This is a genomic window from Bdellovibrio sp. ZAP7 (genome assembly GCF_006874645.1).
Taxonomy (GTDB): Bacteria; Bdellovibrionota; Bdellovibrionia; order Bdellovibrionales; family Bdellovibrionaceae; genus Bdellovibrio.
In genome coordinates this window covers 3,753,555-3,768,168 of sequence record NZ_CP030082.1, presented here as the reverse complement: position 1 = coordinate 3,768,168, position 14,614 = coordinate 3,753,555, and the positions used below count along the sequence as shown (strand labels likewise).

The 14,614-nt window shown below is 45.5% G+C and carries 15 protein-coding genes; 7 read left to right on the top strand and 8 right to left on the bottom strand.

Going from position 1 to position 14,614, the window contains the following annotated elements:
* The first annotated feature begins 93 nt into the window (after positions 1–93).
* From DOM22_RS18015 to DOM22_RS18005, 3 genes are all read left to right on the top strand, one after another.
* On the top strand, positions 94–816 hold the full coding sequence (locus tag DOM22_RS18015) for a hypothetical protein (protein ID WP_142701700.1): 723 nt from the start codon (positions 94–96) through the stop codon (positions 814–816).
* A 9-nt stretch (positions 817–825) separates the two neighbouring features.
* Positions 826–1,395, top strand: coding sequence for a hypothetical protein (locus DOM22_RS18010; protein ID WP_142701699.1), 570 nt, complete (start codon positions 826–828; stop codon positions 1,393–1,395).
* 64 nt (positions 1,396–1,459) lie between these two features.
* Positions 1,460–2,407: a hypothetical protein gene (locus DOM22_RS18005; RefSeq protein ID WP_142701698.1), complete on the top strand. Its 948-nt coding sequence runs from the start codon at positions 1,460–1,462 to the stop codon at positions 2,405–2,407.
* Positions 2,408–2,461: 54 nt separating this feature from the next.
* Here DOM22_RS18005 and DOM22_RS18000 read toward each other — a convergent pair whose 3' ends face one another.
* The 4 genes from DOM22_RS18000 to DOM22_RS17985 form a co-directional block, all read right to left on the bottom strand.
* Positions 2,462–2,659 carry a hypothetical protein gene (locus DOM22_RS18000; protein ID WP_142701697.1) on the bottom strand — a complete coding sequence of 66 codons (198 nt, stop codon included), beginning with the start codon at positions 2,657–2,659 and terminating at the stop codon, positions 2,462–2,464.
* 1 nt (position 2,660) lies between these two features.
* On the bottom strand, positions 2,661–4,034 hold the full coding sequence (locus DOM22_RS17995; RefSeq protein WP_142701696.1) for an HAD-IG family 5'-nucleotidase: 1,374 nt from the start codon (positions 4,032–4,034) through the stop codon (positions 2,661–2,663).
* Positions 4,035–4,038: 4 nt separating this feature from the next.
* Entirely contained in the window at positions 4,039–4,404 is a 366-nt protein-coding gene (locus tag DOM22_RS17990) for a rhodanese-like domain-containing protein (protein WP_142701695.1), read from the bottom strand.
* Positions 4,405–4,552: 148 nt separating this feature from the next.
* The gene (locus tag DOM22_RS17985; protein ID WP_142701694.1) at positions 4,553–6,541 is read right to left on the bottom strand and encodes a M13 family metallopeptidase; all 1,989 of its coding nucleotides are present in this window, start codon (positions 6,539–6,541) and stop codon (positions 4,553–4,555) included.
* A gap of 101 nt (positions 6,542–6,642) precedes the next feature.
* Between DOM22_RS17985 and DOM22_RS17980 the strand changes: the two genes are divergently transcribed.
* The 4 genes from DOM22_RS17980 to DOM22_RS17965 all read left to right on the top strand — a co-directional run bounded on the left by DOM22_RS17980 (position 6,643) and on the right by DOM22_RS17965 (position 10,213).
* Positions 6,643–7,905, top strand: coding sequence for a PIF1 family ATP-dependent DNA helicase (locus DOM22_RS17980; protein ID WP_142701693.1), 1,263 nt, complete (start codon positions 6,643–6,645; stop codon positions 7,903–7,905).
* A 275-nt stretch (positions 7,906–8,180) separates the two neighbouring features.
* Entirely contained in the window at positions 8,181–9,368 is a 1,188-nt protein-coding gene (ribD, locus tag DOM22_RS17975; protein WP_142701692.1) for a bifunctional diaminohydroxyphosphoribosylaminopyrimidine deaminase/5-amino-6-(5-phosphoribosylamino)uracil reductase RibD, read from the top strand.
* Positions 9,368–9,772 carry a PspC domain-containing protein gene (locus tag DOM22_RS17970; RefSeq protein ID WP_142701691.1) on the top strand — a complete coding sequence of 135 codons (405 nt, stop codon included), beginning with the start codon at positions 9,368–9,370 and terminating at the stop codon, positions 9,770–9,772. The genes ribD and DOM22_RS17970 overlap by 1 nt, the downstream gene beginning before the upstream one ends.
* A 24-nt stretch (positions 9,773–9,796) precedes the next feature.
* Complete coding sequence (locus DOM22_RS17965) at positions 9,797–10,213, top strand: hypothetical protein (RefSeq protein ID WP_142701690.1); 417 nt, start codon at positions 9,797–9,799, stop codon at positions 10,211–10,213.
* A gap of 17 nt (positions 10,214–10,230) precedes the next feature.
* Here DOM22_RS17965 and DOM22_RS17960 read toward each other — a convergent pair whose 3' ends face one another.
* The 4 genes from DOM22_RS17960 to rfaD all read right to left on the bottom strand — a co-directional run bounded on the left by DOM22_RS17960 (position 10,231) and on the right by rfaD (position 14,406).
* Entirely contained in the window at positions 10,231–10,782 is a 552-nt protein-coding gene (locus DOM22_RS17960; RefSeq protein WP_142701689.1) for a DUF4337 domain-containing protein, read from the bottom strand.
* A gap of 114 nt (positions 10,783–10,896) precedes the next feature.
* The gene (locus DOM22_RS17955) at positions 10,897–11,682 is read right to left on the bottom strand and encodes an RNA methyltransferase (RefSeq protein WP_142701688.1); all 786 of its coding nucleotides are present in this window, start codon (positions 11,680–11,682) and stop codon (positions 10,897–10,899) included.
* Positions 11,683–13,425, bottom strand: a complete 1,743-nt coding sequence (locus tag DOM22_RS17950) for an aromatic amino acid hydroxylase (protein ID WP_142701687.1) — start codon at positions 13,423–13,425, stop codon at positions 11,683–11,685.
* A gap of 12 nt (positions 13,426–13,437) precedes the next feature.
* The gene (gene rfaD / locus DOM22_RS17945; RefSeq protein WP_142701686.1) at positions 13,438–14,406 is read right to left on the bottom strand and encodes an ADP-glyceromanno-heptose 6-epimerase; all 969 of its coding nucleotides are present in this window, start codon (positions 14,404–14,406) and stop codon (positions 13,438–13,440) included.
* Between the last annotated feature and the right edge of the window lie 208 nt (positions 14,407–14,614).

Sequence of the window (14,614 nt, the reverse complement as noted above, 5' to 3'; positions counted from 1 at the left end):
CAAGTCCGCTGTAATGTTCGCAACTTAGCACAATTTTAACAGATTACAACGAGCCTTGCCATGATGGGTCAGCGGTGATAGGTCGATAGTCCTATGAAGCACTTGTACTGGATTGGCGCCGTTTTAATCATCGCTGTAGGCCTTTATTTCTCCATAAATTTTTCTGTGGGGCCTGAAACAACTCCTAAGATCGAATTTACTCATGTTTCCACACCTGAAGAGATGGGGAAGCTGGTCTTCGAGCGTTTGCGTGAAGAAATTAAAGCCGCCCCAGTTGTGATCCTGGGTGTCACTCCTAACAAAATTGAAGAGATGGAACTGGTGAAGGGATTCATCGACAGTAATCAAGACGCAGGTTCCAAATACGACGTCGTGATCGTTGAGCCGATGCTCCCTTACGTGGAGCTTTTCCGTCCCGCTGTTTACATTGCAATGAAGGAAGAAATGCAGCGCCTGGTGGAGGGAATTGAAAAAGCCCGCGCCGAGGGACTTCGTGTCGCAGTGGTTGTTCCTAATATTTATGCTTCGCAGCTGATCGATGCGAATCCTGTTGCGAAACTTAAGACAGATTATAAATTGGACGTGACCAGTTTAAGTGTGAGCACCTTTCCGGTGACACGCGCTCAGGAAGCGGCTTTTGAGCCCAAGTGTATCGATAGTGGTGAAGTGGATCCGGCAGGAACGAGCAAGTTTGCTTGTGCCGTTCGCAATGTCGCTCGCAGAACTTATCGTAAAAAACTTGAAGCGAACAAGTACTCCACGATGATGGAGCAAACTGGTCCTAAAGATTATATTATTTTATTTAACCGAAACTAGGGAGTCTTCGTGAATAAATGGATTGTAGCGATGATGTTGGTATTGCCGGGAGTTTCTCAGGCAGGAAATATTTTCGAAGGCACTTACGAAAATAAAAGTCGTACAGCTGAAGCGGACTTGATCGAGTTCGATGGCTCGGTGACGATGAACACGACTAGCTTTTATGCTAACGGTGCTCAAGTGAACTGGTTTTTTGAGTTCAAAATGCCAAAGAATCACGAAGTCCAAGTGGGCGAAACTGTAAAAGGTCGCGTGCGCAGCGTGGATGGTTTGTATGGCTGCGTGTTTGATGAAAAAGCCGAGATGAAAATGGAGAAGGACGGCATTGTTAAGATCCGCTTCCCTCTGTTGACGTATCATTTTGAGACACGCTCTGTGACTGAAAGAGTGGGCACAGGCTATCGTCGTTATGTTGATTGGACTGGTTGGGGTTGGGTCGAGCGCGGTTATCATTTCCCAATCGAGCGCTACAGAATCATCTCTCAAGAGTGTGTCGTTACTCAGCGTAATAACACTGTGAACGTTCTTTATCCGCTATTTGATGGTGGCAACAACCCTCCGCCGGTTCCCGCGCCTTAAAATACAAATAGGCGGGCATAGAGATTGTAAGCTCCTGGGTGTATAGAAAAAATGGGAGCTTATAATGAAGAGATTGGCTTTACCCGTTATCGGGGCCTTAATTTGCTTACAATTTACGGCAGGGTGTTTAGACACTGGACACTCGAAATCAGGCGTTCGTGTTGCCAAAGGAAGCATGAATGGCAAGACTGCAAAAGAAGCCAAACGCATCGCTGAGCAAAGCGCTATCAAGGAAGAAGACTTCAACTTCCAGGATGACGACGCCTATCGCAACTATATTGATCCAGTTGTTTCAAATCTAAAGGTCAACGGCGACGATTCCATCGGTTTCGTTAAGACGATCACTTCCAGAAAATGGTCAGTTCTTTCTCTTTATAATAAAACCGCTCCGGCGGACGTATTCTTTATTCCCCAAGTGAAGGCTTCAAAGGATCCGAACGACAAATCCACTTTGGTGTTGGCTTGGATTTCTCCGACGAAACTACAAATCGATAAATCGACTTACGAATCGTATTTAACAGAGCAAAAAGGTGGTATTTTGATGAGATTCATCATGACCGTTTTGCGTCTGGATACCAAAGGTCAATTGGCGGCTTATTCCGCTCAAGCACAGCTTGCAACCTCAGCCTTGTCCGATGAATTGGTTGAAGCAATGAGCGAGGCTATTCAGGACGACGACCAAGCTGAAGCGAACAAGGTCGCAGCTCAATCAGAAGCTGACGAGGAATCAGAGAGCACGTCTAAAGACGACACAGTGGCATCCCTGGTTTCTGACGGCGGCAAGCGCAAAGGTTCACCAGTCGATAAATGCAAAGAAGAAACTGACCAGCCACAGCTTCCGGAATGCTTGAAAAAGCAGGAAGACGTGAACGAGAAAAGACGTAAAGCCCTTCTAGATAAGACAGACATGGAAAATATCGAAAAGGCAGCAGACTATATGATTTTAAACGGTCGCAACGCAAAGGTCTCAGACATTAAAGCGAAACTTAAAGAGCTAACGATCATCAAATAAAACATCTGAATCAAAAAATAAAAAACCGGGTCCTAGAACCCGGTTTTTTATTTTTTACTGATGTGAACTGTTTGGTTCAGTTGGTGGCGGTGGAGGAGGCAAATTCGTCGGGAACGTATTCGCCGGAGCTCCACAGGCGGCTGCATCGATCGCTGGAGCCGTCTGGCAATGCACAGAACGTTTCCCTAAGCTAAAAGCAACGGCTGCGACAACAATTAAACCTAAAATCCAAAGTGCGTTTGTCTTATTCATATTAGTAAATCTCGTGGGCTAGTGGTCTACGTGGTGCACGGAAGTAAGTTCTTGGAGACAGCTCCAAAAGATCCGCCAATTTTTCCATATATACGCAAGCATAACGGTCCAACTGGTAAGCAAAATAGCTTTCCTCGTTACCTGCTCTCATCAATTGACCCCAGTTCGCATTGTACAGCGCCTGTTGTTTTTTGATGTGAGAACTAATCTGACCATCGATCTCTGAAATACTTTTTTGCAGAGTTTCGATTTGCGCTTCGTTAACGTCAGCCGCTTTTTCAATTTTACGAGTCATGATTTCAGTCAACTCGTCTTCAAACGGCTCTTTCTTTTTCATCAAGGTCTCGATTTCGGCATTGATCGGCTCGGCTTGTCTGTTTTTTTCAACTTCAGAATCAAGCTCCTCGATCACCATCGCTGTTCTCCAGTTACAATCCTTTTTCAAACGAAGGATGTCGCCGTAGATATGGTCACCAATGTAAAGAATGTCATCACCGTTCAAATCAAGGTCGGCTGTGAACTTCTTAGCATTACCGCCTTGGTAAATGCCCGGAGTCAGCTTGCCTTCCATGTTTGTCATGGAGCCGTCAGCTGGGTTCACGCGCAGATATTTTTGATTTTCATAGAAGAACTTGGGCTTGGAAGCGAAAGTGATCGTGACTTCAAAAAGATCCTGCCATGATTTGAAATCTTTCAGGAACGGTTGAACCGCATAGTCCAAAAGCAATTTCGTGTAATGGAAATCAGAGTTCGTAAGAACGAAAATCTTTTTCCCGTGGCGACGGAATTTTTCAAGGCCCGCAACCAATCCTGGATCTTTAATGATGTAGTGATCCAGGTTCTTTTTAACTTCATCTTTCAATGAGCCGTCACGGTGAGCTTCATCCAAAGCATCCAAAACGTCGTCAGCAATCTGAACGTATTCTGGATACTTGTTAGCTGTATCGGTGTCTTTCAATTCAACGATCTGGCCAATAAGGTTCGCCAAAGAAATGGAGAACGATGTATCGACTGCCAAATAATCAGTGTTGGAAAGATCGATGTAAGTCGACTTATAAAGTTTTTGATGAGTTTTGAAATCAAGTGGTTTCAAACCATGATAGCTCGCACGGATCGCCGTGTAGCGGTTCAATTTCAAAAGATTTCCCATCTTACGGTCGATCACAAGTCCGCGGATCGCGAAGTTATAATCAAACGTCAGCTTGCGAAGAGTTTCCGGGTAACCACGTTTAACCAATTTATCGATCATCGTAGTATGAGAAAGTCGTTCAAAGTTTTCGGAGTTATAACGAACCAACGTATGGTCCATATCAACACCGATGTAGCGAATCTTTTTAAGATTCAATGTTCTGTTAACAAATACTTTTCCTGGCATAATTCTATCTTTCAACAGGCAGTTGCAATTCATTCCAATGAAGCATTCCGCCTAGCATATTAAATACGTGTGTGAATCCATTCATCTTCGCAAAAGCAGTGGCGCGAGCCGAACGGGCTCCGCTGCGACAGATAAACACGATTGTTTGGTCTTTAGGAAGGTCTTCCAAATGATCTGGAAGAGTGTCGAGCACTAATAACTGGGAACCTGGGACGTGGCCAAGCTCACCAGTGTATTCATCAGGCTGACGAACATCGATCATTTTTACTTTGGACATGTTTTGATGAAGTTCAAGAGGAGCAATGTCTTGAACATCTTCAAAATTAGGATTCTCTGTTTTAGATGTGAAATCGTAAACCTTCACTGTCATCGTAAAAGCCCTCCTGGAGCTCAATTACTCCGGCAGAGCCGGAGGGGAGACAAGAGTATTACAATAACAGTGAAGCTTAATACCTTCAAGAGATGCCCCCTGACATATGAGGAATTCTGAAGTTTTCCTCGACAAGGGGCGGTAGTGGTTACCAGATCTGAACTCTATCGGCCTCAGGTAGGGTCATTTTATCGCCTGGTTTGCATTGAAACGCTTCCGCAAATCCTGGCTGGTGTTTTACCTGCTCGTTAATGCGAGCGATCCCGGAAGAATGCGGGTCTGTTTTTCTTTGCAGTTTTTCAAAGTCAGGACGAGCCACCGTGCACCACAAGCGTCCATACGCGGTAAAGAAAGCTTTCTTGTCTTCAAGGCTGCCTTTGTTTCCCGGGAAAGCGGCGTTGTAAGCAAACGTCAATCCAACCAAATCGGCTACGTTTTCACCCAAGGTTAGTTTTCCGTCGTGATCAATTTTATTAAATTGGTCTACCATACGCTCGCCACGTTTAGAGAACTGTTCCAGGTCTTTATCTTTCATCCATTCTTTCAAGGCACCGGCAGAGTCAAATTTTGAACCCTTGTCATCGATACCATGACCCAATTCGTGACCGATCACGGCACCCACCGCACCCAGGTTTTCTGTGATGCTGCCGTCTTTGTTATAGAACGGATATTGCAAAATACCGATCGGCAAAACGAACTTGTTTTCCGTCGGGCTGTAGTAAGCATTCACGGTCAACGGGCCCATGCCCCAAGCGTCTTTATTGTTGGGTTCAGTAAGTTCGTGCAGCATTTTGCTGTAATTAGCTTCAGCCAACAAACGATCATTCACCATCATATCCGTTTGGGAATAATGGCGGAGGGGAGTGAAATCCCATTCACGATCGTTGTGTGGTTTTACCAATTGCAAGCGAGCTGTTTTAATCTTTTTGATCGCTTCTTTTTTAGCGTCTTTAGAAAGCCATTTATTGTTTTCCAAGCCTTCCAGGATGCTGGAACGGATTTTTGTTCCGATTTCTTGAACTTTGGCCTCGTCGAAATTCGGGAATAGTTTTTCGATCAAAGCCGCATCAAGTTCTTTATCGAAATTACCCATGATTTCTTCGGTGCAACGCTCTTGGCGCACCGGCCGAGTTTCAGGTCCACCGAAGTATTTTTTATTAAAAGCAAAACGCTGTTCATAGAATTTTGAGTAACCGTCATCTAGATATTGATAAACGGACTTTCTTAAGGCGACGTCTTTCCAAACAGCCAAAGGACGCTTGGCAATTTCCGCGTTTACAAAGTCAGTTCCTTCAAACAAGGGCACGGAAACCAAAGCTGTTTTCGGAGCTTTCTTAAACAGAATATCCAGTTTCAAATTCGGATATTTTTTTACGACCTCGTCTTGGGTGCTGATGTGTCGTTCAGAGAAGCGTTCACGACGCTTGGCTGGAGTTGGGTAAACTTTAGCAAAGTCTTTTTCAACTTCGATCACCGCTTTGGCACGGTCTTCCGCTTTGCCGTCTTTGCCTTTGGGATCGACGTTTTTAAAGAATGCCGTTAAAAGTTTCTGATAGTCTTTCATCAATTCCGGTTGCTCATAGTATTTTTGATCCGGAAGACCCATCAGGTTGCCAAATAGACCCACGTTCAATTTATTTGAATCATCTGGATCAGGGTAGCTCCACATATTCGCCAACGAGAACTGTCCACCTTTGGATTGTTGTTGGTTCAGGTATGTAACTAGATCTTCCCAGGATTCGATGCCCTGCAAAGATTTTTGCACGCGCTTAACTTCATCTTTTTCTGCTTTCGCGCGGGCTTTGGGATCCATGCAGGACATATAGAAGTTGCGAAGCTGTTGAGTGCGCTCATTCAGATCTTTTGCCTTAGGCAAGTCAGCCATGAATTTCTTTTTGGTTTCCAAAAGTCTTTCTGCAGAATCGCTGAACGCGAAATCATGATAGCTGCGATCGGCACGAAGCTTGAAAGATTCCTTCACGTTTGAACAAACGTAGCCTTCGAAATTTTCACAAGGATTGATCGAAGTATTTACGGGAAATTCACGTTTTTCGGGAATGTCAGAGGATGGTTTAGCAGCGAAAGAGAACTGAGCCGTTAGACTCGCTGCCATCAAAATCAACAAAGAGCGATTCATATGAGTCCTTTCAAATGATGCCTGAATATTTCATGACCCTTTGCCTTGAAAGGCAACACAATCTTGCTATTGCCTATACCTCGGTGGCATGATCCTTTTTTATGACAAAAAAACCTGTGGAACTCTCACCCGAACAAGCTGATGCTCTGGAACTTTTAAGGTCCGGAGAGAACGTTTTTTTGACGGGTGGGGCGGGCAGCGGCAAGAGTTTTTTAATTCGTCAGTTCATGCGCGAACTTGACCCAAAGGCCATACCGATTCTGGCCAGTACCGGAGCGGCAGCAGTTCTGTTGGGTGGCCGAACTTTTCATAGTTTTTTTGGTTTGGGTATTATGGAGGGTGGTCCTGACTCCACTTACCAGCGTGCTTCCAAAGATAATAAATTGATGGCGCGACTTCGTAAAGTCGAGGGCGTGATCATCGATGAAATTTCGATGATTCCTGGACAGGCGTTGATGATCGCCGAAGCGCTTTCGCAAAAAGCCCGTGAGTCCAGTCTGCCTTGGGGTGGCATGCGCATTATCGCTGTCGGTGATTTTGCCCAGCTTCCTCCGGTCACACAAAATGGTCCGCGTGACTGGTGTTTTTTAAATCCCGTCTGGCAGCAAACCGGTTTTCAATCCGTGATGCTTTCCCATAATCAACGCGTCTCTGATAATTTATTTTTAGATGTGTTGAGTGATGTTCGTCACGGTTTGGTGACGGAACGTGTGCGCGATTTTTTAAATGAACATTTACGTGACCATGATCAAGACGATCCGGGGACAAGATTATTTCCGCGCAAAGCCGATGCGGATGATTTCAATCAGAAAAAATTAAGCGAGATCAACGAAGAAGAAGTTACGATTGATTCGATTTATTTTGGCTCTGAAAAACACGTCGATATTCTGATGAAGTCAGCACCGGTGCCGGTAAAACTGGTTTTGAAATTGGGCTGCCGGGTGATGTTTTTGCAAAATGATCCGCAAAAACGTTGGGTGAATGGAACTCGGGGAGTGGTGACGGATATCGCTGCCGATGAAATCACAATCAAAAAAGACGGTGGTCGCGAAGTCACGGCCGACAAGGTTTCCTTTGCTTTGCAAGATGCCGAGGGCAATGTCATGGCGCAGGTGATTCAATTTCCTCTGACGCTGGCTTATGCAACGACGATTCACAAAAGCCAGGGGGCAACTTTGGATGACTTGTGGTGTAACTTGAGTCGTCTGTGGGAGCCTGGCCAAGCTTATGTGGCACTGTCCCGGTTAAAATCTGCTCAAGGTCTGCATTTGATTGGTTGGAATCCCAGATCAATTATCGTGGACCCAAAAGTTTTGGAATTTTACAAGAAGCTAGAAGCCCGCTCCAGCGAAGCTGGAGTGTAGATCAGCCTAATAAATCCACATCAGATCGCGTAACATACCGATTGCAAATAGAATTGCCAGGGAGTTTACCGCCATCATCACGTAATACCAGACCGATTCTTCTTTTTTCTTGGCTTTGCTACTCATGATGCTACTCCCCCCGATATAAATAAATATCGGTTAATTTTTCTAAATTCTTTCGGGTTTATTTGTTAAAAATCGTTAAAATCCTCAGATTGAAATCGCCTCATTTTGAGACTAAGCTGGGAGCCGCAAATTCAAGCGGGAGAAGCCCCATGGAACTTATTAGCAGTCTTACTACACCCGTTCGGGGAACGCCTATGACCGTCGATGCGGCTATGGCATTAGCCATAAGTGAGGCATACAAAGGTGGGCCCCGTGTTAGCCCTAATCCACTTGTAGGATGTGTTGTTTTGGATGCCCGCGGTGGCTTTGTTTCTGCCGGTCATCACGAGTTTTACGGCGGTCCTCATGCGGAAGTAAACGCCGTAAAAAACCTTTCTCATGAAGATCTTAAAGATGCTCACGTGATCGTGACTTTGGAGCCTTGTGCTCACGAAGGCAAAACACCGTCTTGCGCCAAGATGCTTGCAAAACTTCCCATCAAGCGGGTGACTTTTGGATTGATTGATCCAAATCCTTTGGTTGCGGGCCAAGGTGCAGAGATTCTGCGCCATGTGGGAATCGAAGCGGATCTTTATCAGGCTGACGATTTGAAATTAGATCAGGAAATGCGCATCAAGCTTGAAGAAGTCTGTGAAGCCTTTCTGTGGAATTTCCGTCACAAGAAAGTTTTTGTCGCCTTGAAGATGGCGAGCTCCCTGGATGGACAAGTAGCCCTGCGCTCGGGGGAAAGCCAATGGATCACGGGTTCAGAATCTCGCGAATACGTTCATTATCTGCGCGCGTGTTATGATGGTTTGTTGGTGGGTAAAGGGACGATCAAATTCGACAATCCTTCACTCAACATTCGTCATCCGCAAATTGAAAAGAAAAACAAAGTTGTCATCATCGATGGTGAAGCCGATCTTTTAGCAAAATATCCGGAACTTAAAGTCTGTGCAGAGCATGATTCGCAGAACGTTTTTTGGTGCGTGGCGGAGGAACTGAAAGACGAAACTCAAAAGAAAGCTCAAAAGCTTTCCAAGGTTCCGCAGTTGATTTTTGTGAAAACCAAAGTCGGCGGTGATCTGGATTTGGAAGATCTTTTGGCTCAGCTTTACAAACTGGGATTCAGATCCATATTAGTTGAAGGCGGCGCTTTAACTGCCAGCAGCTTCGTGCACAGTGATTTGGTAAATCGGATCTATATGTTCCAGGCTCCCATCATCATGGGCAGTGGTGGTTCGAAATCTTGGACGGAAACCGTTCGCATCGAAACCATGAAGGATAAGATCTTTATTCAACATCCGAATTATAAAACCTTCGGAAATGACTTTATGATCACAGGGAGAATTCAATAATGGAAACTATGGCAGCCGGAGTTCAGAATACTAAATATCGTTGGGTTCGAGCCTCTGACGGAGCCTTGGCCGGGGTTTGCAAAGGTCTGGCTCAGACTTTTGAAATTGAAACCTGGATGCTTCGCATTATTTGGTTGGTCGCTATCCTTTGGTTTGGCTCTGGGGTGCTCTTATATTTCACCCTATGGTATGCGCTGCCTCGCGTCGACAGACTGGACTATGCTCTAGATAGAAAGGTTCTAGGCGTCTGTGCTAGAATAGCCAAGAGATACGCACTCGAGGTGGGAGTGGTAAGAACCACGGCTCTCCTCTTTTTGTACGTCACATTCGGAGCTGCGATCTTGGTTTATGGGCTTTGTTACTTCTTGATACCTGAAAGCCCTAAACCTGCAAAGTCGCCCTAAGGGCGCAGGAGTATTTTTAGATATATGGGTGATGACAGTAATAGGTCGATGGTAAGTTCCCTTAAAAATGAGTGGGCTTTGTTTTGGGAGGCCTTTCAGGGTGACGAAGAAGTCACTGAAGAAACCAAAAGCGCTTTTGAAAGTGGAAAATTAGATGTTTTGAGTCTGAACCAGGTTCGTGAAATCACGAAAGCCCTGATCGAAGACAGAAAACGCATTAATCAAAAGATGGAAACATTAACTAAAGAAATCGATTTAAACTCGGCAAAGCTTGAAAGCTTACGCCTGGTCGGAGCGGAAGAAACTGAAACCATGGGGCGCATTCACGAACTGAATGACATGGGCCAAGCCTTCGCAATCGCGCTTCAAAAACTGGATGAGCAACTTCGCGCGGTCCGCGATAAAGAAATTGAGATTCAGGAAGAAGAAGCGGGCCTCTAAGCCCGCTTTTTTTATTTCTAGCTGATAAATAAGAACGAAATAAACAGAATCAGTCCGAGTATTCCGGATCCCGTACCCATATAAAAGAAGAATTTTTTGCGAGTTAGTACGCCGATCGCTATAATCGCGATGGCCACCTGAAAGAACGTCACGGCCATTGCCAGGCGTTCGTGTTGGTGAAGCTTGAGCTCGCTGATCTCTTCTTTCTCTTTTGCATCTTCCGAGATCTTTTCCTGATCCTCTTTGTACTTTTCGATCTTAGCTTTGATGGCTTCAACCTTAGCGGTGTCACTTTGCTGAGTGTTCATTTCTAAACGGAACTCCTGCAAAGCGCCTTTGATACCTTTGGCTTGATAGTAAGACCACTGATCCGATGACTTGATCTGCTCGATCATCGCTTCATTGGAATAGTGACCCGCTAGCAAAGCGCAGATCGCCGCACACACGGCTAGGATCGCAGAGAGCACAGCGCTCAAATTGATGAGGCTATTACCGCTGCCGCCGTCGTGAAGAGCGTGGTGTTGAATATGTTCTTGGGTTTGTTCTAATGGTACTTCGATTTCATCCATGGCACATATTCTAGCACCATGAATGAATTAACAAAAGTTAAGAAATGGTTTTGCGCCAGGGCACCTTTTTACTGTTTCGGATGCGGTGCACACGTAAACAGGACCTGGCACCTTTTAGCGTTCGCGATTTTTAAATTCTTTCCATTCGCGGAGTTTGCGGATGGATTGTTGCAGAACCGTTTCCAGGATCACCAATTCTTTTTTGGTCGGTGTGTTTTGTAAAAGCATACGACGAAGCACAGTGAAGGCGTTGATCTTACGTTGTTTAGAAAGATCAAAGCCCATCTCTTCAATCCATGTTTTCAAGGTTTGCTCAGGATTGATCCCTTGAATACCTTGAGGAGCACGACGTTTTTTACCGCCATCCAGCTTCGTGCGGTTGCCGCCCCAAGCTTTACGCAATGAGAACATGCCCAGCAAGGTTGCTTGAGCCAGATTCAAGCTCCAGTTTTCACCGAAAGTCGGCAAGCACGCACAGTGGTTTGCGAATTCCAGGTCTTCACCTGCAAGGCCCCAGTCTTCGGGACCAAAGATCAAATGAACTGTGTAGGGCTCGTCGGATTCATGTTGAAATTGGGGAGCGTTGGCTTTGACGTCGGCCAGAACGTCATCGATATCGCGAACCTGACGACCTTTACCATCACGGGCAGTAAAGGCAATTTTGATGCTTTCGGGCTCATTAGCCATGAACTCATCCCAGGATTGATATGTCGTGCGATTTTGCAGACCCGTTTGACCTGTGGCTGCCGTTTGCTGAGCTTCGTAGGTCAATTCGCACTGAGGTGCGATCATGATCAATTTTTCAACGCCCATGTTGCTCATAGCACGAGAAGTGGCGCCGACGTTTCTCTCATAAATTGTGCGCACTAAAACAATGCGCACTTCGAAGGGACGTTTCATTTACAGGTTTCCTGATAAAGCAATTCCGTCGTGGATAAGATTTTTAGTAGTTTCATCTTTGCCTGCCAAACCTTGAAGATCCTTTTCAAGTTTTGCCAACAAAGCCGAGTTGCTTAAACGAGCTTTGGTCAATTCCAAAGCCTCCAGGCGAAGCAACCAATCTTGTGGGAAGTCCTTATCATGGTTTGCCAAAAGATCGGACAAAGATTTTTCCAGCTCTGCAGCCTGGATATTCTTTTCACGAAGTTCTCTTAAGCGACCGTATTGCGTCTGCAGTTTAAGCTCTTCTGGCTGGTAATGGGGGGCTGGGACACGTTTTGCGACGAAGTCTTCAGTTTCACCATAAGCCTCGCGGTCCGCCGGGCCACCAAAGACTGAATTAACTTTAGCTCCCAAAGCCATATCGTACTGACCCCATGACGGATCAAACAGGATGCGGCCCTGGAATTCAGCTTTCGCATCAGTGAGGGAAAGCAAAATTGTTTTGCCTTCAACAACCGTCATGCCTTTTACAGTTCCTGTCACCACGACACCGGAAACAAATTCCAAACGAGATTTACTGCCGATTTCCACGCCGATATCTGCCCACTCGGTGCGAGTCAGATTGGAAGCATCTTTCGACGGGTAGTCTTTTAAAAATCCAACCGGGGTGCCAAAGCCATGCAAATGGTAAGACTTGTCGTGACCTGGAAGTTGTTTATCCTTGAAAGAAAGTTGTGAAGGACCTTGTAAGCGAAGGTAAGCTACGTTCTGCGCTGAATCGGTGATCGCTTCAATGATTTGGCCAGAGATTTGAATACCTGACGATAATTCTGCAGAATTCACCGATTGAGCTTCAATGGCTTTATTCAAACCTTGCAGGCCACCCAAGCGGAAAGCCATCTGGTCAGCCATTTCATTCAGAACACGCACCAAAGTTTTAAAATCAGGAGTTACGAACAATTGTGGTTGTTGTTCTGTGATGTCGTAGCCTTGCTTGATGCATTCAACTGAAAGGGGAATCTTTTTAACGTTTGGTTTTAAGCAAGCCTGAGATTCGCCTTTGCTGGAAAGAAGTCCCGCACCGAAAATTTTTGGATTATCCAAAGTGCCGATCAAACCATATTCAGCAGTCCACCAATTCATGCGACCCAGCTCTGCAGCTTCGGATACGTGAGTGGTATTTTTGCTGACAGTTTCCAGTTTTAGTTCTGCTGCTTTGATTTGTTCCGCAGTCGAGCCCGGATTTTCTTTCAAATCAGACAACTCGCGAATCGCCTCGTACATATCGAGGTCTTCTTTGCTAAGGATCGCTTTTTTAGCAACCTGAGCATATTGACGAAGGTATTCCGCAAATTCTGGTTGAATCAAAATCGGCGCATGTCCTGCCGCTTCGTGAACGATGTCGGGAGCTGGTGTGTACAGAAGGTGATCGATGCTTCTCATGTCAGAGGCAATCGGAAGAACCCCTAGGGATTGCAATTCCATAAATGCCGCCGGTGGGATAAATCCACTTACCGGCAAAGCTCTCCAGCCGAATTCTTTCAGTTTGTTGCTGATTTCTTCAATGCGCGGAATACGCTCAACGGAAATACCTGTTTTGCTCAAACCCTCGACGTAACTTTCGTGGGCGTGTTTGGACAAATAGGATTTCAGCTGGCGCAGGATATAGCGCCAGACTGCTTGATCGATCGGAGTGTACTTTTCATAGTGCTGCTCAACGACGTATTTTCTAAGATGCGGTGGTAAAAAGTCCGTCTCCATGACAATGCTTTCTTATAACAAGGGGTCTTCGTGACTTAGATAATTCTTAACGTAATCATCTACAGCTTTTTCCAGAGGCCATTTCGGAGCGCTCATTCCAGCTTGGTTCCATTTATCCGTTTTGGCTTCAGTGTAGTACTGATACTGACCACGAATATTTTCTGGCATCTCGATCCAGTTTATTTTCATCTCTTTACCCATCGCTGTGAAGGTGGCTTTTGCCAAATCCAACCAGGTACGAGGCTTGCCGAAGCCCATGTTGTAGATGCCGCTTGTTGGTTTTTTCTCCATCAACTCGGCCATCCAGCCCGTTACGTCTTTGACGTAAACGAAGTCACGCATGAACTCGCCGTCTTTGTATTCAGGATTTGCAGATTTAAATAATCCCAGAACGCCAGTTTCTTTGATTTGGTTGTACGCTTTGAAAACGATGCTCGCCATGCCTTCCTTTTCGTATTCGTTCGGACCGAAGACGTTAAAGAATTTAAGACCGTACCAGTGAGCTGGAGTTTGCTGCTGTTTTAAAGCCCAACGGTCAAATAACACTTTGGATTCACCGTATAGGTTTAACGGTTTTAGTTTTTCAGGGTCCGTCGTATCGTCAAAACCCAACTCGCCAGCACCGTAAGTCGCAGCGCTGGAAGCATAGATCATGCTTTTTTGATTTTTCGTACACCATTCAAAAATGCGTTGTGTATAGTTGGTATTGTTTTCCCATAGGAAGTCTTTGTTGGTTTCCGTCGTGGAAGAACAAGCTCCCATGTGGATGATCCAAGTGACTTTCTTTTTGGCTTCATCGGTTTCCAGGAATGACCAAAGATCGTCTTTCTTTAAGAATTTGTTGTAAACGCGCTTACGAAGAAGGTTGCGTTTTTGAAGATCGACCGTATCCACGGCGATGATATCGGAGAACCCTTTTTCGTTGAGTTGCCATACCATCACGCTGCCAATAAATCCGTTTGCACCAGTTACAATAATCATAGTGAATTCACCCTATTACAGCCCTTTGGGATACACAAGAAAAAGCCCTTGTGGAAGCTCTGTCCAAACCTGCAAATAGTTCAAAAATAAGGCCGTAAAATGCAACCAATTGGAGCTGGGGCGGCATGGACGTTGCTTTGGTGAATCCCATTCGTACCTGTCGGGAGGCATGGGGTGTTATTGAGCTCACGTCGATTTTTCTTAGCAT

Bases quoted from the DNA above. Each gene is read 5' to 3' on its own strand.
- DOM22_RS18000 (WP_142701697.1), bottom strand. From the start codon at position 2,659: ATGAATAAGACAAACGCACTTTGGATTTTAGGTTTAATTGTTGTCGCA.
- DOM22_RS17985 (WP_142701694.1), bottom strand. From the start codon at position 6,541: ATGAATCGCTCTTTGTTGATTTTGATGGCAGCGAGTCTAACGGCTCAG.
- DOM22_RS17990 (WP_142701695.1), bottom strand. From the start codon at position 4,404: ATGACAGTGAAGGTTTACGATTTCACATCTAAAACAGAGAATCCTAAT.
- DOM22_RS17970 (WP_142701691.1), top strand. From the start codon at position 9,368: ATGGAAACTATGGCAGCCGGAGTTCAGAATACTAAATATCGTTGGGTT.
- DOM22_RS17955 (WP_142701688.1), bottom strand. From the start codon at position 11,682: ATGAAACGTCCCTTCGAAGTGCGCATTGTTTTAGTGCGCACAATTTAT.
- DOM22_RS17950 (WP_142701687.1), bottom strand. From the start codon at position 13,425: ATGGAGACGGACTTTTTACCACCGCATCTTAGAAAATACGTCGTTGAG.
- DOM22_RS18005 (WP_142701698.1), top strand. From the start codon at position 1,460: ATGAAGAGATTGGCTTTACCCGTTATCGGGGCCTTAATTTGCTTACAA.
- DOM22_RS18015 (WP_142701700.1), top strand. From the start codon at position 94: ATGAAGCACTTGTACTGGATTGGCGCCGTTTTAATCATCGCTGTAGGC.
- DOM22_RS17995 (WP_142701696.1), bottom strand. From the start codon at position 4,034: ATGCCAGGAAAAGTATTTGTTAACAGAACATTGAATCTTAAAAAGATT.
- ribD (WP_142701692.1), top strand. From the start codon at position 8,181: ATGGAACTTATTAGCAGTCTTACTACACCCGTTCGGGGAACGCCTATG.
- DOM22_RS17965 (WP_142701690.1), top strand. From the start codon at position 9,797: ATGGGTGATGACAGTAATAGGTCGATGGTAAGTTCCCTTAAAAATGAG.
- rfaD (WP_142701686.1), bottom strand. From the start codon at position 14,406: ATGATTATTGTAACTGGTGCAAACGGATTTATTGGCAGCGTGATGGTA.
- DOM22_RS17960 (WP_142701689.1), bottom strand. From the start codon at position 10,782: ATGGATGAAATCGAAGTACCATTAGAACAAACCCAAGAACATATTCAA.
- DOM22_RS17980 (WP_142701693.1), top strand. From the start codon at position 6,643: ATGACAAAAAAACCTGTGGAACTCTCACCCGAACAAGCTGATGCTCTG.